Source organism: Streptomyces sp. NPDC020299 (assembly GCF_044387825.1).
Classification (GTDB): domain Bacteria; phylum Actinomycetota; class Actinomycetes; order Streptomycetales; family Streptomycetaceae; genus Streptomyces.
In genome coordinates this window covers 484,972-508,612 of the sequence record NZ_JBIRWL010000004.1, presented here as the reverse complement: position 1 = coordinate 508,612, position 23,641 = coordinate 484,972, and the positions used below count along the sequence as shown (strand labels likewise).

At 72.0% G+C, this 23,641-nt stretch carries 25 protein-coding genes; 16 read left to right on the top strand and 9 right to left on the bottom strand.

Going from position 1 to position 23,641, the window contains the following annotated elements; translation table 11 throughout:
* Positions 1-24 precede the first annotated feature (24 nt).
* Positions 25-2,091 carry an MDR family MFS transporter gene (locus tag ACH45E_RS13760; protein ID WP_361437962.1) on the top strand — a complete coding sequence of 689 codons (2,067 nt, stop codon included), beginning with the start codon at positions 25-27 and terminating at the stop codon, positions 2,089-2,091.
* Here ACH45E_RS13760 and ACH45E_RS13755 read toward each other — a convergent pair.
* Positions 2,066-2,590 (bottom strand): GNAT family N-acetyltransferase, encoded by a 525-nt coding sequence (locus ACH45E_RS13755; RefSeq protein WP_361437960.1) that lies wholly within the window; start codon positions 2,588-2,590, stop codon positions 2,066-2,068. The genes ACH45E_RS13760 and ACH45E_RS13755 overlap by 26 nt on opposite strands.
* 10 nt (positions 2,591-2,600) lie before the next feature.
* Entirely contained in the window at positions 2,601-3,263 is a 663-nt protein-coding gene (locus ACH45E_RS13750; RefSeq protein WP_361437958.1) for a dihydrofolate reductase family protein, read from the bottom strand.
* A 109-nt stretch (positions 3,264-3,372) separates the two neighbouring features.
* Between ACH45E_RS13750 and ACH45E_RS13745 the strand changes: the two genes are divergently transcribed.
* From ACH45E_RS13745 to ACH45E_RS13730, 4 genes are all read left to right on the top strand, one after another.
* A complete protein-coding gene (locus tag ACH45E_RS13745) occupies positions 3,373-4,092 on the top strand; it encodes a YafY family protein (RefSeq protein WP_361437956.1) in 720 nt (239 codons plus the stop codon).
* A 79-nt stretch (positions 4,093-4,171) separates the two neighbouring features.
* Positions 4,172-4,591 carry a nuclear transport factor 2 family protein gene (locus ACH45E_RS13740; protein WP_361437954.1) on the top strand — a complete coding sequence of 140 codons (420 nt, stop codon included), beginning with the start codon at positions 4,172-4,174 and terminating at the stop codon, positions 4,589-4,591.
* Between the two features lie 98 nt (positions 4,592-4,689).
* Positions 4,690-5,310, top strand: a complete 621-nt coding sequence (locus tag ACH45E_RS13735; RefSeq protein WP_361437952.1) for a hypothetical protein — start codon at positions 4,690-4,692, stop codon at positions 5,308-5,310.
* A 5-nt stretch (positions 5,311-5,315) separates the two neighbouring features.
* Positions 5,316-5,876, top strand: coding sequence for a hypothetical protein (locus tag ACH45E_RS13730; RefSeq protein WP_361437950.1), 561 nt, complete (start codon positions 5,316-5,318; stop codon positions 5,874-5,876).
* On the opposite strand, the gene ACH45E_RS13725 is transcribed toward ACH45E_RS13730, so the two are convergent.
* Entirely contained in the window at positions 5,865-6,332 is a 468-nt protein-coding gene (locus tag ACH45E_RS13725) for a DUF1992 domain-containing protein (protein WP_361437948.1), read from the bottom strand. The two genes, ACH45E_RS13730 and ACH45E_RS13725, sit on opposite strands and share 12 nt — an antisense overlap.
* Positions 6,333-6,431: 99 nt before the next feature.
* Here ACH45E_RS13725 and ACH45E_RS13720 point away from each other — a divergent pair, with 99 nt between their 5' ends.
* Positions 6,432-6,824 carry a hypothetical protein gene (locus tag ACH45E_RS13720; protein WP_361437946.1) on the top strand — a complete coding sequence of 131 codons (393 nt, stop codon included), beginning with the start codon at positions 6,432-6,434 and terminating at the stop codon, positions 6,822-6,824.
* On the opposite strand, the gene ACH45E_RS13715 is transcribed toward ACH45E_RS13720, so the two are convergent.
* The 4 genes from ACH45E_RS13715 to ACH45E_RS13700 all read right to left on the bottom strand — a co-directional run bounded on the left by ACH45E_RS13715 (position 6,821) and on the right by ACH45E_RS13700 (position 11,433).
* Positions 6,821-7,438 (bottom strand): hypothetical protein, encoded by a 618-nt coding sequence (locus ACH45E_RS13715; RefSeq protein ID WP_361437944.1) that lies wholly within the window; start codon positions 7,436-7,438, stop codon positions 6,821-6,823. The genes ACH45E_RS13720 and ACH45E_RS13715 overlap by 4 nt on opposite strands.
* Before the next feature lie 92 nt (positions 7,439-7,530).
* The gene (locus ACH45E_RS13710) at positions 7,531-8,202 is read right to left on the bottom strand and encodes an O-methyltransferase (RefSeq protein ID WP_361437942.1); all 672 of its coding nucleotides are present in this window, start codon (positions 8,200-8,202) and stop codon (positions 7,531-7,533) included.
* A gap of 267 nt (positions 8,203-8,469) precedes the next feature.
* Positions 8,470-9,831 carry a glycine betaine/L-proline transporter ProP gene (gene proP / locus ACH45E_RS13705; RefSeq protein WP_361437940.1) on the bottom strand — a complete coding sequence of 454 codons (1,362 nt, stop codon included), beginning with the start codon at positions 9,829-9,831 and terminating at the stop codon, positions 8,470-8,472.
* 366 nt (positions 9,832-10,197) lie between these two features.
* A complete protein-coding gene (locus tag ACH45E_RS13700; protein ID WP_361437938.1) occupies positions 10,198-11,433 on the bottom strand; it encodes a cytochrome P450 in 1,236 nt (411 codons plus the stop codon).
* Between the two features lie 259 nt (positions 11,434-11,692).
* Here ACH45E_RS13700 and ACH45E_RS13695 point away from each other — a divergent pair, with 259 nt between their 5' ends.
* Both ACH45E_RS13695 and ACH45E_RS13690 read left to right on the top strand, forming a co-directional pair.
* Complete coding sequence (locus tag ACH45E_RS13695; protein ID WP_361437936.1) at positions 11,693-12,862, top strand: steroid 3-ketoacyl-CoA thiolase; 1,170 nt, start codon at positions 11,693-11,695, stop codon at positions 12,860-12,862.
* Between the two features lie 165 nt (positions 12,863-13,027).
* Positions 13,028-13,894 carry a hypothetical protein gene (locus ACH45E_RS13690; protein WP_361437933.1) on the top strand — a complete coding sequence of 289 codons (867 nt, stop codon included), beginning with the start codon at positions 13,028-13,030 and terminating at the stop codon, positions 13,892-13,894.
* Between the two features lie 19 nt (positions 13,895-13,913).
* Here ACH45E_RS13690 and ACH45E_RS13685 read toward each other — a convergent pair whose 3' ends face one another.
* Positions 13,914-14,273: a DUF397 domain-containing protein gene (locus ACH45E_RS13685; protein ID WP_399040637.1), complete on the bottom strand. Its 360-nt coding sequence runs from the start codon at positions 14,271-14,273 to the stop codon at positions 13,914-13,916.
* A 92-nt stretch (positions 14,274-14,365) separates the two neighbouring features.
* Here ACH45E_RS13685 and ACH45E_RS13680 point away from each other — a divergent pair, with 92 nt between their 5' ends.
* Positions 14,366-14,788 carry an ATP-binding protein gene (locus ACH45E_RS13680; RefSeq protein WP_361437931.1) on the top strand — a complete coding sequence of 141 codons (423 nt, stop codon included), beginning with the start codon at positions 14,366-14,368 and terminating at the stop codon, positions 14,786-14,788.
* Positions 14,789-14,810: 22 nt separating this feature from the next.
* On the opposite strand, the gene ACH45E_RS13675 is transcribed toward ACH45E_RS13680, so the two are convergent.
* A complete protein-coding gene (locus ACH45E_RS13675) occupies positions 14,811-15,806 on the bottom strand; it encodes a helix-turn-helix domain-containing protein (protein ID WP_361437929.1) in 996 nt (331 codons plus the stop codon).
* Between the two features lie 174 nt (positions 15,807-15,980).
* On the opposite strand from ACH45E_RS13675, the gene ACH45E_RS13670 reads away from it, so the two are divergent.
* The 7 genes from ACH45E_RS13670 (at position 15,981) to ACH45E_RS13640 (ending at position 23,641) form a co-directional block, all read left to right on the top strand.
* A complete protein-coding gene (locus ACH45E_RS13670; protein ID WP_361437927.1) occupies positions 15,981-16,352 on the top strand; it encodes a hypothetical protein in 372 nt (123 codons plus the stop codon).
* Between the two features lie 70 nt (positions 16,353-16,422).
* Positions 16,423-16,626 (top strand): hypothetical protein, encoded by a 204-nt coding sequence (locus ACH45E_RS13665; RefSeq protein ID WP_361437925.1) that lies wholly within the window; start codon positions 16,423-16,425, stop codon positions 16,624-16,626.
* A 103-nt stretch (positions 16,627-16,729) separates the two neighbouring features.
* Entirely contained in the window at positions 16,730-17,332 is a 603-nt protein-coding gene (locus ACH45E_RS13660; RefSeq protein WP_361437923.1) for a response regulator transcription factor, read from the top strand.
* A 505-nt stretch (positions 17,333-17,837) separates the two neighbouring features.
* Complete coding sequence (locus ACH45E_RS13655; protein WP_361437921.1) at positions 17,838-19,061, top strand: SagB/ThcOx family dehydrogenase; 1,224 nt, start codon at positions 17,838-17,840, stop codon at positions 19,059-19,061.
* Between the two features lie 56 nt (positions 19,062-19,117).
* Complete coding sequence (locus ACH45E_RS13650) at positions 19,118-20,251, top strand: SagB/ThcOx family dehydrogenase (RefSeq protein WP_361437919.1); 1,134 nt, start codon at positions 19,118-19,120, stop codon at positions 20,249-20,251.
* Positions 20,251-22,224: an alpha/beta fold hydrolase gene (locus ACH45E_RS13645; protein WP_361437917.1), complete on the top strand. Its 1,974-nt coding sequence runs from the start codon at positions 20,251-20,253 to the stop codon at positions 22,222-22,224. The genes ACH45E_RS13650 and ACH45E_RS13645 overlap by 1 nt, the downstream gene beginning before the upstream one ends.
* Complete coding sequence (locus ACH45E_RS13640; RefSeq protein ID WP_361437915.1) at positions 22,199-23,641, top strand: hypothetical protein; 1,443 nt, start codon at positions 22,199-22,201, stop codon at positions 23,639-23,641. The genes ACH45E_RS13645 and ACH45E_RS13640 overlap by 26 nt, the downstream gene beginning before the upstream one ends.

Here is a 23,641-nt window from a genome sequence, read left to right as displayed (position 1 = left end):
TCACACGAGCCGCGGGAGGTCTCCATGGCCCTGGATGCGCACGGCACGACGAGGAAACCGCAGAGTCCCGAGGACGCCGAACACGTCCGCGCGAACGTCCTCGTCTCGATCGGCGCCCTGCTCCTCGGCCTGCTGCTCGCCGCCCTCGACCAGACGATCGTGTCGACCGCGCTGCCGACCATCGTCAGCGATCTCGGCGGTCTTGAGCATCTGTCGTGGGTGGTCACCGCGTATCTGCTGGCCTCGACCGCCGCGACCCCGCTGTGGGGCAAGCTCGGTGACCAGTACGGGCGCAAGAAGCTCTTCCAGACCGCGATCGTGATCTTCCTGATCGGCTCCGCGCTGTGCGGCATGGCGCGGAACATGCCCGAGCTGATCGGCTTCCGGGCGTTGCAGGGCCTGGGCGGCGGCGGGCTGATGGTGCTGTCGATGGCGATCGTCGGCGACATCGTCCCGCCGCGCGAACGGGGCCGCTACCAGGGGCTGTTCGGGGCCGTCTTCGGTGCGACCAGTGTGCTGGGGCCGCTGCTCGGCGGGCTGTTCACCGAGCATCTGAGCTGGCGCTGGGTGTTCTACGTCAACCTGCCCGTCGGCATCGTCGCCCTCGCCGTGATCGCCACGGCCCTGCGCATCCCACGCCGGGCCGCGCACCACGTCATCGACTACCTGGGCACCTTCCTGATCGCCGCGGTCGCCACCTGCCTGGTGCTGGTCGCCTCGCTGGGCGGCACCACCTGGGGCTGGGGCTCGGCGCAGACCGTCGGGCTCGCGGTGCTGGGAGTCGTCCTGGCCGTCGCGTTCGTCGCCGTGGAGCGCCGGGCCGCCGAACCCGTCCTCCCGCTGAAGCTCTTCCGCATCCGCACCTTCACGCTCGCCGCCGTGATCAGCTTCATCGTCGGCTTCGCCATGTTCGGCGCGATGACCTACCTGCCGACCTTCCTCCAGGTCGTGCACGGCGTCTCGCCGACCATGTCCGGCGTGCACATGCTGCCGATGGTGTTCGGCCTGCTGCTGTCCTCGACCGCCTCCGGGCAGATCGTCAGCCGCACCGGCCGCTGGAAGGTCTTCCCGGTCGTGGGCACCGGGGTGACCGCGCTCGGCCTGCTCCTGCTGCACCGGCTCGACGAGCACAGCTCGACGGCGGTGATGAGCGTGGACTTCTTCGTCTTCGGTCTGGGACTCGGCCTGGTCATGCAGGTCCTCGTCCTCATCGTGCAGAACGCCGTCTCCTACGAGGACCTCGGCGTCGCCACCTCCGGCGCCACCTTCTTCCGGTCCATCGGCGCCTCCTTCGGCGTCGCCATCTTCGGCACCATCTTCGCGAACCGGCTCGCCGACAACCTCGCCACCGCCTTCCGCGGCGTCCGGCTGCCCGGCGGCCTGTCCGCGGACACGCTGAAGTCCGACCCGCGCGGCATCGCCGCCCTGCCGCCCACGCTGCGCCCGGCGGCCCTGCACGCGTACGCGTCCTCGATCACCGACGTGTTCCTGTACGCGGCTCCCGTCGCCGTCCTCGGCTTCGTACTGGCCTGGTTCCTGAAGGAGGACCCGCTGCGCGGCTCGGTCACGGCCCCGGACGTGTCGGAGACCATCGCCCCCAACCCCGTCGAGCGGTCCTCGTACGACGAGGTGTGCCGCGCGCTGTCCCTGCTCGGCACCCGCGAAGGGCGGCGGGAGATCTACGCGAAGATCACCGAACGGGCCGGGTACGACCTGCTGCCCGGGGCGAGCTGGATGCTGCTGCGGATCAGGCGGTACGGCTCGGTGGAGCCGGGCATGCTCGCCGAGCGCACCTCCGTGCCGCTGAACGTGATCCTCGAGGCCGCCCGCCAGGTCGAGGAGCGCAGGCTCGCCGTGCGGCAGGGCCCCGACCTCACTCTGACCGACACGGGCCGCCCCGTCGCCGAGCGGCTGGCCAAGGCCCGCGAGGAGTCGCTGGCCGAGCTGCTGGGCGACTGGTGGGGGCCCGCCCGCCCCACCGACCTGGAACGGCTGGTGCGGGAGCTGACCGGCGAACTGTGCGGCTCGGAACGGGAGCGGCCGCACAACGGGACGGCGGCGAAGGTCAGTCGAGGTCCTGGCGGAGGTTGAGGTCCTGGCGGCTGAGGTCCTTGCGGAACCAGTGCTCGGCGTACACGTCGTCGTTGTGCGGCTCGGTCTCCGCATAGCCGAGCCGGGCGTACAGGGCGCGGGCCTCCACCAGGTCGGTGCGGGTGTCGAGGATCATCCGCCCGGCGCCGAGCGAGCGGGCCGCGTCCTCCGCGGCGGCCACCAGCAGCGCGGCGCCGCCCTTGCCGCGCATCCCCGCGTACAGGAAGACCCGGGTGAGCTCGGCGGTGGCCGGGTCCAGAAGGCGTACGCCCGCACTGCCGGCGGGCTCACCGCCGTACCGCGCCACCAGCAACCGCCCCGTGGGCGGCGCGAGTTCGGCACCCGTACGGGCCGCGATCTCCCGCTCCAGCTCCGCCGCCCCGGTGCGCCGCCCCTCGTGCAGCAGGTACCAGCGGTCGCTGACCTCGGTGTAGTACGCCCGCCAGAGGGCGGCGGCGACGGGGGAGTCCACGGGTTCCGGGGCGATGGTCCAGGTCATGCCCACATTGTCAGGACGCGGTGGGCCTCCGGCGCAACCGGATATGCGTGACCTCGGGTGAGTCCAGCACCTGGGTCTTGTGCCACTCGATGAGCCGGCTGCCAAGGCCGCCGGGGCCGCCTGGGCCGCCGAGGTCGCCCGGGTCGCCGAACAGCCGCCGTCCGTCGCCGAGGAGCACGGGCACGACGTGCAGGAGCAGTTCGTCCAGCCAGTCGTCGCGGATGAACTGCTGCACCAGATCGGCGCCCCCGGCGAGGGAGACGTCCTTGCCGCCGGCCGCCTCCCGGGCCAGCTCCAACGCGCGCTCTGGGCCCTCCGTGACGAAGTGGAAAGTGGTGCCGCCCTGCTTCACCAGCGGCTCGCGCGGGTGCCGGGTGACGACGAAGACCGGCATGTGGAAGGGCGGTTCCTCGCCCCACGGGGCCTCCCCGGTGATGTACATGCCGTGGCCCATCACCACCGCGCCCGGCCGGGCGACGTGCTCGGCGAGCAACTCGTCGTCGGGACCGCCCGCGCCCCCCTCCATCCCCTGCATCCGGCGGAACGTGCGCAGCCCGAACACCCACGAGTGCAGCCGCTCGCCACCGATGCCCAGCGGGTGCTCGCGCCCCGACTCCGGGCCCGCGATGTACCCGTCCAACGACATGGCCAGCCGCGCGATGACCTCACCCATGACTGCCTCCTCGGTTCCCGGGACCTCCGGCCCCTCTCACCCCTGCGTCGATCGGCCCGTCGCGGGATCGACACACCGGGCGGACGGGTTTTCGCCGAGACTGGCCCTCGTGAACCGCACCGACCGCCTCTACGCCCTCGTCGAAGAACTCCGCGCGGCCGCCCCGCGCCCGCGCAGCGCCCGGGCGCTCGCCCGGCGGTTCGAGGTCAGCGTCCGGACCGTCGAGCGGGATCTCGCCGCGCTCCAGCAGTCCGGGGTGCCGATCCACGCGCAGCCGGGCCGCACCGGGGGTTACGTCCTCGACAAGGAACGCACGCTGCCGCCCCTGACCGTCACCCCGGCCGAGGCGACGGCCCTCGCGGTGGGGATGCACGCCCTCGCCGGAACCCCGTTCGCGGCCGACGCGCGCAGCGCGCTGCACAAGGTGCTCGCCGTGATGCCCGGCCGGGAGCGGGCCGCGGCGGCCGAGATGGCGGAGCGGGTGCAACTGCTCGTACCGGTCGCGCGGCCGGCGCGGGCGGCCGGCCCGGTGGTGCCCGCGCCGCTGCGGGAGGCGCTGTCCGCGCGCCGCGTGCTGCGCCTGGAGTACGCCGACGCCCAGGGCGCCGTCACCGTGCGGGACGTCGAACCGCTCGGCTTCCTGGGCGGTGACGAGCACTGGTACCTGGCGGCCTGGTGCCGGCTGCGCGGCGCCGCCCGCGGCTTCCGCCTGGACCGCATCCGGGCCGTGGCGGCCCTCGACGAGCCGGTGCCGCCCCGCCCGTTCGACCTTGCCCGGCTCGACACCCTGGGCTCGGACCTGCGGCCCCTCGGCGAGCTCGGAATGTGACGGCAATCACCGACAGGACGGTGTCGTCGGCGGGGCGGACGCTGGTGCCCGTTCCGAACACGTACGACGAAAGGCCACCATGACCGCCACCGGTACTCCCGCCGCCGCCGACACCCTCACCCCGGCCGCCGCCACCGCCCTCTTCGACCGCTGGACCGCCCTGTGGAACGGCGACTTCACCGACCCGGAGCGCTTCCTCGCCCCCGACTTCCGCATCCGCTTCGGCAACGACCCGGAACGGGGGGCCGAGACCGACGCGGTGGCCGGCCCGCAGGGCATCGTCGACCTCGTCGCCGCCTTCCGGGACGCGAACCCCGGGCTGCGCTTCACCGTCGACGGCACACCGCTCGCCGACCGCGGACTCGGCCGGACCGCCTGCGCCTGGTACGTCACGTTTCCCGACGGCACCCAGAAGAGCGGGATCGACCTGCTCGAGGTCGTGGCGGGGCGCATCGCCACCGTCTGGTCGGTGACCGGCGCGCGCCGCTTCGCTGACTGAGCGTCGTTTGTGGGCCGTCTTCCGGGCAACCCGCGCAGAGAACCGGCCTACGGGGCCGACACCACCGGCCTACGGGGCCGACACACCGGAAGGCAGACATGTCCACAGGCTTGATCATTGCTCTGGTCGTGATCGTGGCGGCCGTGGTCGTTGTCGCGGCCGCCCTTGCCCGGCGCGCCCGCGGCGGGAGCGGCGGGCGCAACCTGAGGCGGCGCTTCGGGCCCGAGTACGACCACGTGCTCGCCCGGCACGACGGCGACACCAAGGCCGCCGACCGCGAGCTGACCGAGCGGCTGGAACGGCACGGCGGACTGCGCGAGCGGCCGCTGGAGCCGGCGGAACGCGAACAGTTCGAAGCCCGCTGGGCGGCGGCCCAGGAGCACTTCGTCGACTCGCCGCGCGAGGCGGTGGCCGAGGTCGACCGGCTGATCGCCGACGTGGCCGGCGCGCGGGGCTTCCCGGACGGCGGGCAGTACGAGGAGCAGCTCGCAGCGCTGTCCGTGCACCACGCCGGGAACGTGCGGGGTTACCGGCGCGTGCACCGGGCCGCCGCGGACGGGTCCGGCACCGACACCGAGGAGCTGCGCGCGGCGATGCTGGAGGCGCGGGACCTGTTCGCGGACCTGACGCGTTCCGACCAGCGAGCTCCGGTCTCCCACAAGGCACAGCGCTCCCACCGGCCGCACCTGTTCAACCGGCACCAGGTCGCGGGGAGGTGACCCACATGACCGACGTGACCCGAGACGGCGCGACGCCGCCGCCCGCGAGCAAGACGCCCGCGAACGAGAAACCGGCGACCGAGAGGTCGGCCGCTGAGAAGCTGGTGACCGAGAGGCCGGCCACCGAGAAGTCGGCCACCGAGAAGTCGGCCACCGAGAGGCCGGCCACCGAGAAGTCGGCCACCGAGAGGCCGGCCACCGAGGCACAAAGGGCCGTGACGCCCGTCACCCCCGTGACTCCCGGGACAGGGGGCGGCGCGTCGCCCGCGACCGCTACCCCCGCTCCCTCCCTCGTCCCCCACGAGGAGACCGACAAGCTCGGACTGCGGCTGCAACAGGCGGTCTCCGGGTTCGTCGACGAACCCAGGGGTGCCGTGGAGGAGGCCGACCGGGTGATGGAGGAGATCGCCGCCCGCTTCACGGAGGCGGTCACCCAGCGCCGGCGCACGTTGCGCGGGTCCTGGCAGTCCACCGACGGCAAGCACGGCTCCACGGCCGACACCGAGCAACTGAGGCTGGCCCTGCGGGACTACCGGGAACTGGCGGAGCGGCTGCTACACCTGTGATCCCTCAGCAGTACCGGCAGTACCTGCAGTACCGGTAGCACCCGCAATACCCGCCGCCGCCCGGCGCTCCCGCCACTCGCGTACGACCGCCTCGACGTCGTACGGCTTCATCCCCAGCGGGGGCCCGGGCGGCGGCTTGAACATCATGTCGCGGAGCTTGACGTTCACGTCGTCGATGATCTTCCGCGCGATCCGCTCCGAGGGCGCCGCGTACGCCGCCGTGAGGGCGTCCTCGGCCTCCTTGCGCAGGGCCAGGGTCGGCGGCAGCAGCGCCAGGCCCTCGCGGGCCATCTTCCGCTTCACCCACCACAGTTCGTCGTACGAACTTTCGAGGTCCCTCGGCAGCGGCTTGCCCGCGCCGGCCAGATGGTCGAACTCGCCGCGCCCCTCGGCGTCACGGATCTGCTTGTCGACCCAGGACTCGAACGGCACACCCGGTGGCTTTCGCTCGGTCATGAGGCCATTGTGCCGGACGCGGCCCGGCCGGGCGTTTTATCATGCGGCGGCGGAGCGCCAATCCGGCCGCCGCACCAGCACATTCCAGGGGGAACGCACGTGCTCGAACTCACGATGGCCACCGTCTCCGCGGCGGAAGAGGGCGCCACGGCCGGCATGACGATGGCCGACGCGCCCAGCGAACCGGGCGCCGTGCTGCGGGTGGGCCGGGACGCGGCCGTGTGCCGTCTGGTGACGCCCGAGGACTGGCTGTTCGTCTCCCGCGTCCACCTGGAGTTCCTGTGCGGGCCGGACGGCGGCTGGCAGGTGTCCTGGCTGCGCGGCTCGCAGGCGGACCCGTCGTCCGAGGTACGGCTGACCGTCGGCGAGTACGCGCAGACCATCGCCTACGGCGGCACGGTACGGCTGCCCCGGGGCGGCTCCGGTGAGATCATCGTCCAGGACCGCACCGAGCCGCGCAGCGTGAACGTGGGCTTCTACCACGAGGCTTAGGGCTCGCCCTCGCTCTGGAGCACCCGGGCCCGGTAGGACTCCGGATAGCGCTCGGTGAACTTCACCGCCCAGACCAGCAGCACGACGGGGACGACCCAGTCGAGCCAGTCGTCCAGGGACGGCACACGGATCGCCAGCCAGGCCGAGACGGTCATGAGGGCGAAGGCCGCGCCCCATACGGCGGTCAGCACCCGGTTGACGTGCCGGAAGACGGGGGAGTCCCACACGTCGGGCGGGGTCTGCTCCCGGGCGTACTGGGCGGTGAAGGGGTCGAAGGCCAGCGATCCGAGCGCGACGACGGCCAGCATGCCGCTGGCGATGACCTGGGCGTACGTCTCCAGCCAGAGCAGCTCCGCGCGGTCCAGGGCGAGCGCGAGGACGGAGAGCACGGCGAAGAACACGATGCCGATCATGTCGAGCAGGTAGATCCTGCCCCGGAGGATGTCCCGCCCGGACAGGACGAGCGAGGTGACGAGCGCCGCCAGCGCCGCGTACTCCCAGGTACTGGGGCCGGCGACGACTCCGAAGACGATCCACGGGGCGAAGGAGAAGAACACGCCGCCGGTGCTGACGGATTTCCCGGCCGGAGCCTGTGTCGCCGCCTGCTGTTCCACAGGGGTCCTCCCATCGGCCCGCCGCGAGCATCCCCTCCCCTCCCAGCGTGCCGTGGGCGGACGCAGCCCGCACGCCGCCCGCCGGACCGGGCCTAGGCGAGCACCCGGGCCAGGGCGAAGCCGTCGTAGCCCTTGCTGCCCACGGTCTGGACGGCCGTGCCGCTCAGCCGCGGGTGGGCGGCGATCAGTTCGATGGCGGCGCGGGTGCCGCGTACGTCCGCTTCGATGCTCTCGGCGTCCACGACCCGGCCGCCGCGTACGACGTTGTCGACGATGACCAGGCTGCCCGCGCGGGTGAGCCGCAGCGCCCACTCGACATAGTGGGCGTTGTTGGCCTTGTCGGCGTCGATGAAGACCAGGTCGAAGGGGGCCGGGTTCTCGTCGGCCAGCTTGGGCAGCGACTCCAGGGCCGGGCCCACCCGTACCTCGACGATCTTGTCCAGTCCCGCGCGGGCGATGTTGCGGGTGGCGACCTCGGCGTGCTTGGCGCTGTACTCGAGCGAGACGAGGCGGCCGTCGGCCGGCAGGGCGCGGCCCAGCCAGATGGTGCTGTAGCCGCCGAGCGTGCCGATCTCGAGAATGGTGCGGGCGTCCTGGATCTGGGCGAGGAGCTGGAGCAGCTTGCCCTGGTTCGCCGTGACGCTGACGTGCGGGAGCTGGGCCGCCTCGCTGTCGCGCAGCGCCGCCTGGAGCACCTCGTCGTCGGGCGAGAGGTGGCTGGTGAAGTAGAAGTCGACATCGTCCCAGAGCTGCGACCCGCTCATGCGTCCACTGCCTTTCGTGTCCGGTGCTTGCCGAATACCCCGGCGGCACCTTACGCATCCGGCGGACGCGGTTCACCTGCTTGTCCGGCGTGTCCGGAGGCGCGGCTCTCCTCTCCCGTCGAGGCCTGCTCTTATCAGCCCGTCCGGGGGTGCCCCCTCTGGGGGAGTTTGAGGACGAGGCCGTTCAGGCCGGAGGGGGTCCAGGGGGCGCAGCCCCCTGGCGGGGTCGAAGGAGCGGAGCCCCTGGGGATCAGCGAGCCGCAGGCCTCAGCCCTGCTCGACCGACGGCGCGGACCCCGGCAGCGGCCGCCCCGCGGACTCCGTCATGCGCCACACCGCGAACCCCCCGATGACGGCCGCGGCCATCATGTAGTACGCGGGCATCATCATGTTCCCCGTCGCCCCGATCAGCGCCGTGACCACCAGCGGAGTCGTACCGCCGAACAGCGAGACGGACACGTTGAAGCCGATCGACAGGGAGCCGTACCGCACCCGGGTCGGGAAGAGCGCGGGCAGCGCGGCCGGCATGGCGGCCGTGAAGCAGACCAGCAGAAGACCCAGCGCACCCATACCGAGCGCGACCGCGAGCAGGCTGCCCTGGCGGATCAGCAGCAGCGCGGGGACGGACAGGGCGAGGAACCCCGCACAGCCCACCGCGATGACCGGCCGGCGGCCCACGCGGTCGGACAGGGCGCCCGCGAAGGGCTGCACGATCATCATCAGGGCCATCACGCCGAGGACCACGAGCAGACCGTGCGTCTCGTCGTACTTCAGCTCACTGGTGAGGTAGCTCGGCATGTACGACAGCAGCATGTAGTCCGTGACGTTGAAGACCAGCACCAGGCCCATGCACAGGAGCAGCGCCTTCCACTGCCCCGCGACCATCTCCCGCAGCGGAACCTTCGGACGGTTAGTCTCGGCCTTCTCGACCTCCGCGGCGAACGCCGGCGTCTCCTCCAGCCGCATCCGCAGATACAGGCCGATGATGCCCATCGGGCCCGCGATCAGGAACGGAACCCGCCAGCCCCAGGTCAGCAGGTCGTGCGAGGACAGGAGCGCCGTCATCAGGGTGACCAGGCCCGCACCGCCGATGTAGCCCGCCAGCGTGCCGAACTCCAGCCAGCTGCCGAAGAAGCCGCGCTTCTTGTCCGGCGCGTACTCGGCGATGAAGGTGGAAGCGCCCGCGTACTCGCCGCCGGTGGAGAAGCCCTGCACCAGCCGGGCGGCCAGCAACAGCAGCGGCGCGCCGACGCCGATCGACCCGTACGACGGGATCAGGCCGATCGCGAAGGTGCCCGCCGCCATCATGATCATGGTGACCGCGAGGACCTTCTGGCGGCCGACACGGTCGCCGAGCGGGCCGAAGACGAGGCCGCCGAGCGGACGGACCAGGAAGGCCGCGGCGAAGGCGCCGAAGGTCGACAGGAGCTGGGCGGTCGGGTTCCCGGAGGGGAAGAAGACCTTGCCGAGCGTCACCGCGATGTAGCTGTAGACGCCGAAGTCGAACCACTCCATGGCGTTGCCCAGCGCGGCGGCCTTCACGGCACGCTTGACCAGCGCCGGTTCGGTGACGGTGACCCGGGCGGCGGGGGACTTCGCGGAAGCGGGGGACTTCAGTGAGGCGGACACGGGGGCGGCTGTGGCACTCGCCAAGGCTTCGCTCGCCTGCCTTTCGACGGGGACAGATACGCGGTCCGCACGGCGGCGGGCGGGCCGAAAGCGACCATAGGGTGACGTGTGCCCCTTACGGGTCGCACGCGTTTCGATGCAGCGTGCAACTAAATAGCCCGTAAACAGGCACGTCTGCCGGCCCGCGCGCCCGTTTCAGGCCGTCACACTGTGATCCTTCTCGCGCCCTGAGCGCGCAACCGCGCGCAACCGCACCCTTGAGACCCCCGGGGGAGGCAGGAACCGGGCATGGGGGTGCTCCTGCCTCCCCGGGTCGGGCCGGCGGCGCCGGGAGCCGTCGGCCCGAGTCTGGGGGGACCTGTGGGTTCAGGCCGTGGTGACGCGGAGTTCCTTCACGCCGTTGATCCAGGCGGAGCGCAGGCGGCGGGGGTCGGCGGCCAGGCGGAGGTCCGGCATGGCGTCCGCCACCGCGTTGAAGATCAGGTCGATCTCCAGGACCGCCAGGGACTTGCCCAGGCAGTAGTGGGGGCCACCGCCGCCGAAGCCGAGGTGGGGGTTGGGGTCGCGGGTGATGTCGAAGGCGTCGGGGTCGGCGAACACCTCGGGGTCGTGGTTGGCGGAGGCGTAGAACAGGCCGACGCGGTCGCCCTTCCTGATCTGCTTGCCGCCGAGCTCCGTGTCCTGGGTGGCCGTGCGCTGGAAGGAGTTGACCGGGGTGGCCCAGCGGACGATCTCCTCGGCGGCGGTCGACGTGCGCTCCCGCTTGTAGAGGTCCCACTGCTCGGGGTGGGTGAGGAAGGCGTGCATGCCGTGGGTGATGGCGTTGCGGGTGGTCTCGTTGCCCGCCACCGCCAGCATCAGCACGAAGAAGCCGAACTCGTCCGAGTTGAGGTTGCCCTCGTCCTCCGCCGCCACCAGCGTGGACACGATGTCCTGGGCCGGGCACCGCTTGCGGTCGGCGGCCATGTTCATCGCGTACGCGATCAGCTCGGCGGCCGATTCCTGGCCGATCTCCTTGGTGATCGCGTACTCCGGGTCGTCGTACGAGATCATCCTGTTCGACCAGTCGAAGATCTTCGCCCGGTCGTCCTGCGGGATGCCGATCAGCTCGGCGATGGCCTGCAGCGGCAGCTCGCAGGCCACCTGGGTGACGAAGTCGAAGGGCGCCGACCGGGCGCGGGCCGACTCGGTGATCGCCCGGGCCCGGGCGCGCAGACGGTCCTCCAGGGCGCGGATGGACCGCGGGGTGAAACCGCGCTGGACGATCTGGCGGACCCGGGTGTGCTCGGGCGGGTCCATGTTCAGCAGGATCAGGCGCTGTGCGTCGATCGCGTCCCGTTCCATGTCCTCGGTGAACCGGATGATCGCCGTGTTGAGGTAGGAGGAGAAGAGCTCCGGGTGCGTGGAGACGTACCTGACGTCCGCGTGCCGGGTCACGGCCCAGTAGCCGTCGTCCGCGAACCCGGCCAGGCCGTGCGGCTGCGGGATCCAGCGGACCGGTTCGGCCTGCCGCAGTCCGGCGAACTCCGGGAGCGGGACGCGGCGGTGCAGCAGGTCGGGGTCGGTGAAGTCGAACCCGTCGGGCAGCGCGGGACAGGGCATGGGCGACTCACTCCCACCATTCTGACGATCCATCAGAAACTCAGGCTGCGGTGAAGGTAGTAACGGGTTCTACAAGTAGCAAGGGGCACGGCGACCCCAATTACGTGCACTCCCCTTGCGATTGGGGACCCCTGTCCGCAGACTGCACACAGAACTAGAACGCGTACTAGTTCTGCGCGGCGGGTGGCCGGGACGCCCGCGCCGCGCGGGTTGACCGGGCCTGCCCGCCGGACAGGCCCTAGGGAGAGGACGCACCCCCATGGCCTCGGAGCCCGTGATCGTCGAAGCCGTACGCACCCCCATCGGCAAGCGTGGCGGCGCGCTCGCCAACCTCCACCCCGCCTATCTCCTGGGCGAGACCTACCGCGAGCTCCTCGGCCGCACCGGCATCCCCGCCGATGCCGTCGAGCAGATCGTCGGCGGCACCGTCACCCACGCCGGCGAACAGTCCATGAACCCCGCGCGCACGGCCTGGCTGGCCATGGGGCTGCCGTACGAGACCGCCGCGACGACCGTCGACTGCCAGTGCGGGTCGTCGCAACAGGCGAGTCACATGGTCGCCAACATGGTCGCGGCCGGGGTCATCGACGTGGGGATCAGCTGCGGCGTCGAGGCCATGTCCCGCGTGCCGCTCGGGTCCGGATCCAAGCACGGGCCCGGCAAGCCCTTCCCCGACGAGTGGAACGTCGACCTGCCCAACCAGTTCGAGGCCGCCGAACGCATCGCCCGCCACCGTGGGCTGCGCCGGGAGGACGTCGACCTCCTCGGCCTGCGCTCACAGGAACGTGCCGCCGTCGCCTGGTCCGAGGAGCGCTTCAAACGCGAGACGTTCGCCGTCCAGGTCCCGACCACCGAGGACGAGCAGCGCGCCGGGCAGGGCATGTGGCGCCTGGTGGACAAGGACGAGGGCCTGCGCGACACCTCCATGGAGGCGCTGGCCCGGCTGAAGCCCGTCATGCCGACGGCCGTGCACACGGCGGGCAACTCCTCGCAGATCTCGGACGGCGCCGCCGCCATCATGTGGGCCTCGAAGCGGATGGCCCGCGCCCTGAAACTGAAGCCCCGCGCGCGGATCGTCGCCCAGGCACTCGTCGGCGCCGACCCGCACTTCCACCTCGACGGTCCCATCGACGCCACGCGTACGGTACTGGGCAAGGCCGGCATGTCCCTCAAGGACATCGACCTCGTCGAGATCAACGAGGCCTTCGCCTCAGTGGTGTTGAGCTGGGCCCGGGTCTTCGGGCAGGACCTCGACAAGGTCAACGTCAACGGCGGCGCGATCGCCCTCGGCCACCCGGTCGGCGCGACCGGCGCCCGCCTCATCACCACGGCCCTGCACGAACTGGAGCGCGCCGACAAGGAGTTCGCGCTGGTGACCATGTGCGCCGGGGGCGGACTGGCCACCGGCACGATCATTCAGCGGCTGTAGACCTCTTGGGTGCCGGGGCGGGGGCCAGTCACCCGCCCCGGCGGCACCCATAAAGGTTCATACGGCCCGCTGTCGAACGTATGCCTCACTCGACCGGTTTCCCGGACATGCCCGCCAACCCGCCGCTATCGTCACCGGAAAGGCACGGCAGTCGGGGGAACAGGCATGGCACGGCGAACGGACACACCCGGCTGCGGATGCGGTGGCTGCTTCGGACTTCTCTTCGGCTGGCCGATCGTCGGCTATTTCCTGCTGCTGCCGATCACCCTGCCCGCGCTGCTCGCCGACCAGAAGCACGGGCCGCGCACCACGACGCCCGCCCAGGACGTCGTCCTGTGGCTGGTGTCCGCGCTGGTGGTGTTCGCCCTCGCCTGGGCCGCCCAGGGGCGCCGCCGCCCGAAGCCGCTGTTGCTGCTGCCGCACGCCGCCCTGTTCGCCGGCTCCACCGGCCTGGCGGTCTGGGCCGCTATGCGGGTCAACGGGTCGATCACCGCGAAGCTGCGGGCCCACCCCACGGGGGATACCGGCTCACCCGCCGAGCTGCCGTGGTCGTTCACCGCCATGCTGGAGACGATGGCCGCGGCGGTCGCCGTGACGATCACCTTCTACGCCATCCGCTGGTGGTGCCGCCGCGACGAGCCACCGCTGCGGGTGGTGATCCCCGGCCCGCCCCCGGGCACGAGCCGGGAGGAGCGCCGCCCGAGGCCCGGGGAGATCTGGGTGGCCGACGTCCCCAAGCGCGAGGACGAGACCGACACGCTCCGGCACTACTGCGTCATCGTGCGGAACCATGCCTCGTACGCCGAGGTCATGCAGATCACCAGCAAGGACAAGGCCAGCCGGCGGGACCACATCCCGTTCCCGAACGACGGCTGGGACTACACGGAGCGCGAGCACTATCTGGAGGTCGCCCTCCCACCCCGCCGTGTCCCCTACGGCAGCTTCCTGTCATCGACCCCGCAGGGCGACTGCCCCGAGGAGGCCTGGGAGACCATCACCCAGATCATGAGCCGGAGCGGCCAGCGAAGGTGAGGTCCTCCCGACCGGGTGCTTACAGCACATCGCGACCCTCGGACGTCCAGGACAGGAACCTGGAGAACACGGCGGGCTCGAAGGAGAGGATCGGGCCCGTGGTGTTCTTGGAGTCGCGTACGGCTACGGCGGCTTCCGGAAGTTCGGCGACTTCTACGCAGTTGCCCCCCTGGTCGCTGCTGTGTGACGACTTACGCCACGACAAGGCGCCGAGGGGCGCGCACTCGACGCACTCGCCGCCTTGATCGCTGCTGTAGCTGGACTTACGCCACTGGATCCCGGTCGACCTCGCGTTGTTCTCCACCCGGAGTCGCCGCAGCTCGAAGCCGTAGTAGTCGAGCGGCGACGCACCCGGGTCGAGGATGTTGATGTGGGTCACGCACGGTCCCCTCTCGCGCAACCGGGCCCACTACGGAACCCGTTGTATCCGTTCCGTAGCTCAAAGTAGCCGCGGGAGGTCATCCTCGTCCCGTGAACGACTACTTTCCTCCCATCCTGGTGGGCCTGGGTGCCCGCCCGGCCCAGTACCGCATGAGCCTCGCCGTCGGCGAGCACTCGGCCGGGCACATCCGCCGGATCGTCGGATCGTGCCTGGACGAGTGGGAGTTGGCCGGGCTGACGGACGCCGTGCAGCTGGCCGTGACCGAGCTGGTCGCCAACGTCGTACGGCACGTCCCGGACCGCCGCTGCGAGCTGGCGCTGCGGAGGCAGGCGGCGGGGGTACGGGTGGAGGTGACCGACGGATGCCCCCGACTGCCGTGCGTCCCGGACCAGTTGTCACCGGAGGCGGAGCACGGCCGCGGGCTGCTGCTGCTCGACGCCGTGGTGGGGAAATGGGGAGTGGAGCCCGTGACCGGGGGCGGGAAGACGGTCTGGTTCGAGTGCGAGGCCTAGACCGCTGCCCTCGCCGCGGGTCTCACGGCGCTGCCGGCAGCCATCCCTGCTGCACCGCCTGCACCCCCGCCTCGAAGCGGCTGCGTGCCCCCAGGCTGCTCAGCAGTTCCGCCGCGATTCTGCGCGCCGTGCGCGGTGAGACCCCCAGGCGCTTCGCGATCGCCTCGTCCGTCAGGCCCTGCGACAGCAGGCGGAGCGTTTCTGCGTGCTGGGGGGACAGGCCGTGGGGGTCGCGGGTCGCCGCGGCGCCGAGCGGGGACGCCCCGGCCCACACGTTCTCGAACAGCGCGCAGAGCGCGGCCACCGTGCCCGGGCCCTCCTGGACGACCGCACCGGCCGCCGCATCCGCAGGGTCGACCGGGAGCACCGCGACCCGGCGGTCCGCGATGATCATGCGGATGGGCAGGGCGGGCGCGGTGCGGACCTGGCCGCCGTGCTGGTGCAGCCAGTCCACATGGCGCAGGGTCGGCTGGTGGTTGCGGACGCTGTCCAGGTAGACCGTGCGCATGGCCACGCCCCGCCGCAGCATGGCCGCGTTGGGCTCCCGGCTGGCGCGCAGGTCCTCCTCGGTGTGCGCGCCGCCCGGGGCGAAGGTCATGATCTCGTGCTGGACCGTCACCGCCAGGTCGCTCAGCCGGTCGCGGATGGCCGCCACGCCGAGCAGCAGTTCTAACCCCGCGTCCTCGGCGCGCCTCCGCGGCGCCGAGTACTCGGCCACGAGCCGTGCCGCCGCGGCCCTCGATGCCTCCACCTGCTGCTGGTGCGCGGCGAGTTCGGCCTGCTGGCGGGAGAGCAGCACCTCCATCGCGATCTCCGGGCTCACCGCGCGGAACCCCACCTCCTGGTACGTGGCGGGCAGGACGAGTGCGAGTGCGCTGAGCCGGTCGAGGCAGGCGCGCAGAGCGCTCTCTGAGAGGGCGAGCCGTGCGACGAGCGCGGCGACCCCGTCGCCGGGATGCTCCAGCATCGCCCGGTACACCCGTTCGTCGGTCTCGTCGAGGCCCAGCACCTGAAGCATCGAGGTCCCCTCAAGGTCGTGTGTCGTACGTCGAACGTGATGTGTGGCGAGATGGTAAGCGTGCGGTGACGGAAGCCGGGAGACGGCTCGCCCCCGAGGCCGGTTTCTGCACTGGCCTGTTGTGTCCCCTGTGAAAGAGGGTGTTGGGGACCGCATGGGTACGACGATGAAGGTATGCGTCTCGTACACGTCCGAATCCGTTGCCCCGAAGGCGAGTTGTCGCCAGAGAACGCGGCCCGGCTGATCGGCCGGAGCGCCCAGGAGGAGGAGGGGGTCGAGCACGTCGCCGTACACCCCGACGCGGAGAACGGGCCAATTCTGGGCCTGTTCCTGACCGTGCCCGGAGTCGCGGAGGCCGAGCGGACGGCCGAGGCCGTGTGCCGCAGAGCGCTGGCCGACCACGAGGAACTGGCCGGTTTCGTACTGACCGTATGCGAAGTCGCGCTGGTGTCCGCCTTCGACGGGGAAACGCGCGTGCCGAACGATGCTGGACAACTTAGGTCAGTGCATGATCCGTCCACCGTGAACCTCTTCCACCCTTTCTGAGCGCTCAGCATCATGGAAACCAAGTCGGAGGGTCTCACCGGCTCCCGGTGAATTCAGGAAGGAAGAAACCGTGAACGTGGCTCATTTCCCCCGTACCGCCGCAGCCGCCATCGTCACCACTCTGCTCGCCGTGGGTGCCGCGACGGGCATCGGTGCGCAGATGTCCCACAGCGACGGCCGTACGAAGTGGGCGGACGGTTCCGTACCGACCGCGACCGCCACCGCGGGGAATTCCGGCCACAGTGGCACGGAGGACGTCACCTGGGGGAGCTGAGCGGCCTACGCTGACCGAAGGGAAGTCTTTCTTGAAGCAAATGGATCCTGTGTCTCGGCGCGGTGGTGCGCAGAGTCCAGCTCTGCCGGGCGCCGTGCCGCTCGTGTCGGTGCACTCCGACGACGATCTCGTCAAGGAAGGCGCCCAGGCCTACCTGGCCACCCTCGACGAGGTGAGGGTCGCCGGCGACCCGCGCGAACAGGCCGGCGCGGACGTGCTTCTGGTCCTGGCCGGGCGCGTGACCGAGTCCACTCTGATGTGTCTGCGCGCGGCCTTGACACTGAGCCGCAATCCGCAGGTCAGAGTCGTCCTGGTGGCCGAGTCGATCACTGAGCCACAACTGCTGCGCGCCGTCGAGTGGGGGCTGAGCAGCCTCCTGCTGCGGCCCGAAGCCGACTACCGGCGCATCGTCGGGGCCATCACCGCGTGCCGCACGGAATCCGTGCTGCCCGGCGCCGCGATGCGCGCCCTGGCCGGCCACCTCAGGCGGATCCGTACCGAGTCGGTGTCCGGGCACGGCTTCACCCAGCGGGACATAGAGGTGCTGCGGATGCTCGCCGACGGCGCGGGAACCGCGGAGATAGCGGACCGCCTCCGCTATTCGGAGCGCACCATCAAGAACATCATCAATTCCATGATGGTGCGTCAGTCGCTGCGTAATCGCACCCATGCGGTGTCCAGCGCCCTGCGCGCCGGTTTGCTCTGATCCGTTTCATCAGTGACGCAAGTACGCGCAAAGAATGGGCCCGGGGCCCGGGTGGATCCAACCACCCGGGCCCCGGGCCCATTTCGCATGTGCTGACATGTTTGACATCGCGACCGCTTCCCCAAAGCCCCTTCCTCGCTTCCCTTCTGCCTCTTTCCATCGGAACTCCTGCGGAACTCCGGCAGAGTTGTCGTCAGCCGGGGAAAACCCGGAAGGCAGCAACTTCCGCGAAACTTCGCGGAAACTTTCGAAGGAGAAAGCCATGGGTGAGAACACCACCACCACCGCCGCCGAGCTCGTCGTCGAGGCCGTCGAGGTCGACATGATCGAGGAGACCGACGCGTACGAGGTCATGCTCCTCCAGGGCTCGGCCTACTAAACACCGCCCGGCACCGAAGGCACGGCACGCATCGCCGCCCGGTCTCCGGCTCCCCGGAGGCCGGGCGGCGGACCGCAAGAGGACCGAGGACACCCAGGACGAGCGTCCGAGGAGAGGCAGACAACCATGACAGTACGACTCAACCCAGCGGTCAGGATCACTCCTCCCTCGGCCGTGACCGGCGACCACTGGCTGGTGGAGCACCTGCTGCGCCGCCGCCGCTACCGGATGTCCCGGCCGGCCGTCGCCGCCCTGATCGCCGCGGCCCGCCCCGCCGAACCGCAGGAGCTCGCCGAACTCCTGGCCGGCAGCAGGGCGATGCCCCGGCCCGTCGACCACTGGCTCGAACTCATCGGTACGCTGCGCGAACGCGAGCTGCTCGTGGACACCGAGCAGGCCGCCGCCGACCCCGAACTCGACTGGCTCGTCGGCGTGCGCCGCGACTGGAGCCGGTACGGCTGGCACGAGGCCGCCGAGTACCACACCCTGTGCTTCGACTACCCGTGCGTCGACTACTCCGAGGCCATCGGCATCCTCGCCGACCGCGACCGGATGCGTGACTACCAGTCGTACGAGCCGGACACCGACCGCTACAAGCTCGACTACACCGACCGCCCCGGCACCGAACTCCCCGCCCTCACCGCCGATCTGATCCCCGCCACCGCCCACGACGTCTGGGCCGGACGGACCGGCGCCGCGCCCGTGGACCGGGATGCACTGGAGAAGGTCGTCGCCGCCGCCTTCGGTATGACCGGGCGCATCATCCCCAGGACCGACTCCGCCCCGCTGCTGCGCCGCAGCAGCCCCTCCGGCGGCGGCCGCCACCCCTCGGAGGCCTACGTCGTCGTACGCGACGTCGCCGGACTCGACCCCGGCTGGTACCACGTCACGATGCTGCCGTTCAGCCTGCGCAGCGTCGAAGGACCACCGGTCGACGACGCCTGGCTGGCCCGGCTCTTCCCCAACACACTCGGCCGCTTCCCGCTCCACGCCAAGGCCCTGGTCGTGCTGACCACCGTCTTCGAGCGCAACATGTACCGCTACCGCGAGCCGCGTACCTACCGCACCGTCCACATGGACGCCGGCCACCTCGCCGCGACCACCCGCATCGCCGCCCGCTCACTCGGCCTGACCGCCGCGATCTTCTACTGCGACGCGGCCCGCGAGATCGAGGACGCCCTCGGCGTCGACGGACTCGCCGAGGGCTACCAGCTGACCGTGGCCCTCGCCGACGGCCACGAGGACGCCGAACTCCGCATCCCGGCGAGCCTGGGAGCCGCCGCCGGGGCAGCCGGGACCCGTGCCGACGAGCCCCGGGCCGCGTCGACCCGTACCGAAGGAGCCCCGTGACGTCCCCGCGTACCGGTCAACAGCCGATGCCCGCCTCTCGTACCGGAGTTGAGTCCATGACCGCTCTCCCGCACGGCACGGGGACCGCCGCCCGCCCCCCGGCCTCTCCCACGCCCTCCCCCCACTGGCCCGCCGGGCACGCCATCCGCCCCTCGGTCGACCCCGACAGCGGCTGCGTCGAACTCACCGACACGGTCACCGGCCGCCGTTTCCGCTGGCGCCCCGCGGCCCTCGCCGAGCACATCCTCGACCAGGGCACCGCCCCCCTCCCGCCCGGCGACGACGCCGCCGCCCCCGCCGGCGAACGCGACCACCTCACCGAGGGCTGGCGGCACTGGCAACGGCGCGGCTGGCACCCCTCCGACCAGGCGTACGTCGCCTCCCGCCGGTGGAACTACGCCGACACCGACGACCCCGGCGACGTCATCCGCACCCGCACCCTGGAGCACTACCTCGCCACCGACGGCGAAGCGCCCGCCGAACAGCTCCCCGACGGCCCCGTCGTCCCCCTCGGCACCCCCGGACCGCCCGGCGCCCAGCCCTTGTCCGCGCTGCTCGCCCGCCGCCGCAGCGGACGCGCGTACACCCCCGGGCCCGTACCCCTGGCCGTCCTGTCGGGCCTGCTGTGGCACGGGCTCGCCGACGTCCGCGCCCGACGTGCCCGCACCAGCGCCGAAGAGCCGCTGTCCTACCTGGACAGCTACGGCTCCGCCTGGGACTTCCACCTGTGCGCGTACGGCGTCGAGGGCCTCGACCCCGGCACGTACCGCTACGACATCGAACGCCACGAGCTGCGCGCCATCCGCCCCGGTGACCACCGTGCCGCCATGACCGACGTCCTGCAGGGCATGCACTCACCGGTCACCGCCGCCTGGACGCTCGGCCTCGTCGCCGACTTCCCGCGCTACCAGTGGCGCTACCGCCACGAGCACGGGCTGCGCCGCCTGTGGATCGAGGCGGGCGTGATCGGCCAGGAACTCATCGTCCTGGGCGGCTCCTACGGCCTGGGCACCCTGGTCACCCCTGCCCAGAAGGACCGTCCCTACCTGGACCTGCACGGCCTCGACGACCGGCGCTACGCCTGCGTGTACACGCTTACCATGGGCGGTTCGCTCGGCCTGCGCGGCATCGACTTCAACGGCACCAAGGTCACTCACGTACCGCCGACGGACGACGCGCGGACGCCCTGATGACCGTGTCCACGCCGTCCACGACCGCTGCCACGCCGGTGCCGGATGCCACCACGCGCACCACCACCGCTTCCTCCCTCCGCCACGAACTCCTCGCCGCCGAACGCCACATCTCCCCGAAACTCGCCCCCGACGGCGCCTCGGTCGCGTACCTCCGCACCGCCGACGACGGTCCCGAGCTGTGGCTGCACACGGTCGGCGGCGCCGCCCGGCAGCTGTCCGCCCATCCCGGCGCCACCCTCGCCGACCCGCGCTGGAGCGCCGACGGGCGGTTCGTGCTCTACCGGTACGCGCCCCGGGGCAGCGAGCAGTGGCGCATCGCCGCCGTACGCGCCGGCAGCGGGGCCCGCGTCGAACTCCCCGCGCCCGGCCCCGTACGCGAGATGTGGACCGGCCGCGACGGCGCGCACCTCGCGTACAGCCTGCACAACCCCGTCACCAAGCGCCCCGAGCTCTACCGCGCCGACCTGTCGGAAGCCCGCCCCGCGCCCCGCCTCGTCGCGCACTCCGGCGCGTTCCACCGCTGGCTCGTCGACCGGGACCTGAACGCCCGCGGCGGCATCCAGCTGCTGCGCGACGGCTCCGCGCGCCTGCTCGTGGGCCCGGGAGCCGACACGGCACGGCCGCTGCTCACGCTCGGCCCCGATGACGCCCCGGACCTGTCCGTCGAGGGCTTCGACGCCGGGGGCGGCACGCTGTACCTCCTCAGCAGCCACGGCGCCGGCACGCGGCGGCTGATCGCCCTCGACTGCGAAACCGGGCGCACGACCGAGGAGTTCGCCCACCCGGAGCTCGATGTCGAGAGCTACCCGATCGCGGGGCAGGGCGTCTGGTTCGACCCGCTCACCGGGCGGCCCGACCTGTGCGCCGTCATGGGGCAGCGCATCGCGCTGCACCCGCTGCCCGCCATGGCACCCGCCCGCCGAGCCGCCGTCGCCCGGCTGGCCGCCGACGGTGAGGACGCGGCCGTCGTCATCGACCGCAGCGCCGACGACACGGCCTGGCTGACCGTACGCGTACGGACCGACGGGCCCATCCACTACGAGTTGTTCACCCCCGGCAGCACCGAACCCGCCACTGCCGGCCCCGCGGCCACCGAACCCGCCGCTCCCGCCGCCCACCCCCTGTTCGTCAACCGCCCCGGCCTCACCGGCCGGCCCCTCGCCCCGCTGGAGGACTTCGACCTCACCGCGAGCGACGGGCAGCCGATCACCGGTTACGCCATGCGCCCGCTCGGCACCACAGGACCGGCGCCCACCGTCGTGATCGTGCACGGTGGTCCGTCCGGGCGCGACTACTGGCGCTTCCATGCCGAGGCCCAGTACCTCGCCGCCCTCGGCTACGCCTCCCTCCACGTCAACTACCGCGGCTCGCGCGGCTTCGGCAGCGCCTTCCGGCTCGCGGGGAACGGCGAGTGGGGCGCGCGGATGCAGCAGGACCTGTACGACGCCGTGGCCACCGCCGTCGACCGGGGCTTCGCCGACCCCACCCGGATCGCCTTCTTCGGCGGCTCCTACGGCGGCTACGCCGCGCTGCTCGCCGCCTGCACCCGCCCCGACCTGGTGCGCTGCGCGATCGCGGTCAGCCCGCCGTGCGACCTGGTCGAGTTCGCCGAGGCCCCGCCGCGCTACTGGGGGCCGCTCGCCGCTCAGTTGCGCCGCCAGATCCTCGGACCCGGCACTCCGCCCGATGTCGGCCCGCACGAGCTGCGGCGCCGCTCGCCCCGGCACACCGCGGGCGCCGACCGGGCCCCGCTGCTGATCGCGCACGGCGAACGGGACCCGCGGGTCCCCGTCGCCACCGTCGACCGCTTCGTCGAGCACGCCACCGCAACCGCCCCGGCACCCGTGCGTTACCTGCGCTTCGAGGACGAGGGCCACCACGTCGTCGCCAACGCCAACCGGCACGTCCTGTTCACCGAGACCGAGACCTTCCTGGAGGCCCATCTTGTCCGCCGACAGCACCAGTGCTGACAGCACCAGCGGGGCACCGCACGCCGTCGGCAGGGCCCCGCACCCCGACGCCCCGCCGCCGATCCAGCGCCGCTACACCCGCAGCGACGTCCGCGGCCACTTCCCGCGCGTCACCGGCCTGCCCGGCCTGGAGCACAGCCGGCTCGGCGTCTTCTGGCGGCCGATCATCGACATGACCCACAGCGAACACGCGCCGCTGCGCCTCCAGGGCGTCCGCACCCTCGCCCAGTGGCTCGCCGCCCCCGAACCCCGCCCCACCTGCTGGTTCGCCATCATCGGCGTTCCCGGTCTGCGTGCCCAGGTGGTCCGCCACGCCGGACTCGACGCGTACGCGTGCACGACTCCGGCCGGACTCGCCGAGGAACTGCGCACCCCGCAGTGGACCCGGCTCGTCGAACTGACCGACCACTTCGCCGACCTCGACGACGCCACGCGCGCCCTGGTCGTCTTCCAGCTCGCCCAGCTCTCCTTCTGCGCCCACGCCAGCGACCTCGCGGGCGACCTGGTCCCCGACGGCGAGGCCGCGCACGACCGTTACGTGTACGAAGCCGCACGCGTCACCGCCCGCGTGCCCGGCCGAGCCCCGCGCGCCCTGGACGCCTTCGACGCCCTCGCCACCACCACCGGCGACCCCCGCCTCGCCCTGGCCGCCTGCTCGCAGGGCATCGGCCACTCCATCCGCAGCGGCGCGGGCACCGACCGGGCCGTCGCGTTCGAACGGCACGCCGAGCGGATCACCGCGGCGGGCACGGTGGACGGGCAGCGGCTCGGCGACGACTGGCACACCCACCTCGTACGCAGCCGCTACCACCGCGCACTCGCCCTGCTGCGCCTCGCCCAGCGCCGCCCCGACGCGATGCGTGCCGAGGTCGACGCCGCGCTGCGCCACAGCGACGCGCTCTACGCGGCCGGACCCACCGGCACCGACCGGCTCGTCGCCGACGAGAACCGGCGGATCATCCTGGAGTCGCAGATCAAGGCCGCCGCCCGGGCCCGGGGCGACGAGAGCAACGACCTGCTGCGGGAGTTGAGCGAGGCCCTCTACGCGATGGACCCGAACTGCGTGGAGGCCCTCCTCATCGTCGGTGACGGCCACGCCACCGCGGGCGACCACGCGACCGCCGCCGAGTGGTACACCCGCGCCGGACGGCTCGCCACCGGCGCCGGGGCGATCGGCTGGTTCCGGGCCGCCCAGTGCTACGACCGCGTCGGCGACATCAGCGGCGCCCTGCACGCCATGGGCCGCTGCCTGGAGCTGGACGCCACGGCGGTGGAGCCGCGCGCGTACCTGACGGCGGCCGACTCCCGCTCACAGGGCACCGCCCCGACGGCCGGCACCACGCTTCCCGGACCGGGCCCCGGCCCCGCCTCCGTGGCCGCCTCCGCCCCAGGCCCCGCTCCCGCGAAGGTAGCCTGA

What these genes read in the sequence shown, in the direction of transcription:
- ACH45E_RS13675 (WP_361437929.1), bottom strand. Translation starts at nt 15,806, where the DNA reads ATGCTTCAGGTGCTGGGCCTCGACGAGACCGACGAACGGGTGTACCGG.
- ACH45E_RS13760 (WP_361437962.1), top strand. Translation starts at nt 25, where the DNA reads ATGGCCCTGGATGCGCACGGCACGACGAGGAAACCGCAGAGTCCCGAG.
- ACH45E_RS13725 (WP_361437948.1), bottom strand. Translation starts at nt 6,332, where the DNA reads ATGACCGAGCGAAAGCCACCGGGTGTGCCGTTCGAGTCCTGGGTCGAC.
- ACH45E_RS13700 (WP_361437938.1), bottom strand. Translation starts at nt 11,433, where the DNA reads ATGCCCTGTCCCGCGCTGCCCGACGGGTTCGACTTCACCGACCCCGAC.
- ACH45E_RS13655 (WP_361437921.1), top strand. Translation starts at nt 17,838, where the DNA reads ATGACAGTACGACTCAACCCAGCGGTCAGGATCACTCCTCCCTCGGCC.
- ACH45E_RS13710 (WP_361437942.1), bottom strand. Translation starts at nt 8,202, where the DNA reads ATGAGCGGGTCGCAGCTCTGGGACGATGTCGACTTCTACTTCACCAGC.
- ACH45E_RS13730 (WP_361437950.1), top strand. Translation starts at nt 5,316, where the DNA reads ATGACCGACGTGACCCGAGACGGCGCGACGCCGCCGCCCGCGAGCAAG.
- ACH45E_RS13750 (WP_361437958.1), bottom strand. Translation starts at nt 3,263, where the DNA reads ATGGGTGAGGTCATCGCGCGGCTGGCCATGTCGTTGGACGGGTACATC.
- ACH45E_RS13645 (WP_361437917.1), top strand. Translation starts at nt 20,251, where the DNA reads ATGACCGTGTCCACGCCGTCCACGACCGCTGCCACGCCGGTGCCGGAT.
- ACH45E_RS13670 (WP_361437927.1), top strand. Translation starts at nt 15,981, where the DNA reads ATGCGTCTCGTACACGTCCGAATCCGTTGCCCCGAAGGCGAGTTGTCG.
- ACH45E_RS13695 (WP_361437936.1), top strand. Translation starts at nt 11,693, where the DNA reads ATGGCCTCGGAGCCCGTGATCGTCGAAGCCGTACGCACCCCCATCGGC.
- ACH45E_RS13740 (WP_361437954.1), top strand. Translation starts at nt 4,172, where the DNA reads ATGACCGCCACCGGTACTCCCGCCGCCGCCGACACCCTCACCCCGGCC.
- ACH45E_RS13650 (WP_361437919.1), top strand. Translation starts at nt 19,118, where the DNA reads ATGACCGCTCTCCCGCACGGCACGGGGACCGCCGCCCGCCCCCCGGCC.
- ACH45E_RS13755 (WP_361437960.1), bottom strand. Translation starts at nt 2,590, where the DNA reads ATGACCTGGACCATCGCCCCGGAACCCGTGGACTCCCCCGTCGCCGCC.
- ACH45E_RS13690 (WP_361437933.1), top strand. Translation starts at nt 13,028, where the DNA reads ATGGCACGGCGAACGGACACACCCGGCTGCGGATGCGGTGGCTGCTTC.
- ACH45E_RS13735 (WP_361437952.1), top strand. Translation starts at nt 4,690, where the DNA reads ATGTCCACAGGCTTGATCATTGCTCTGGTCGTGATCGTGGCGGCCGTG.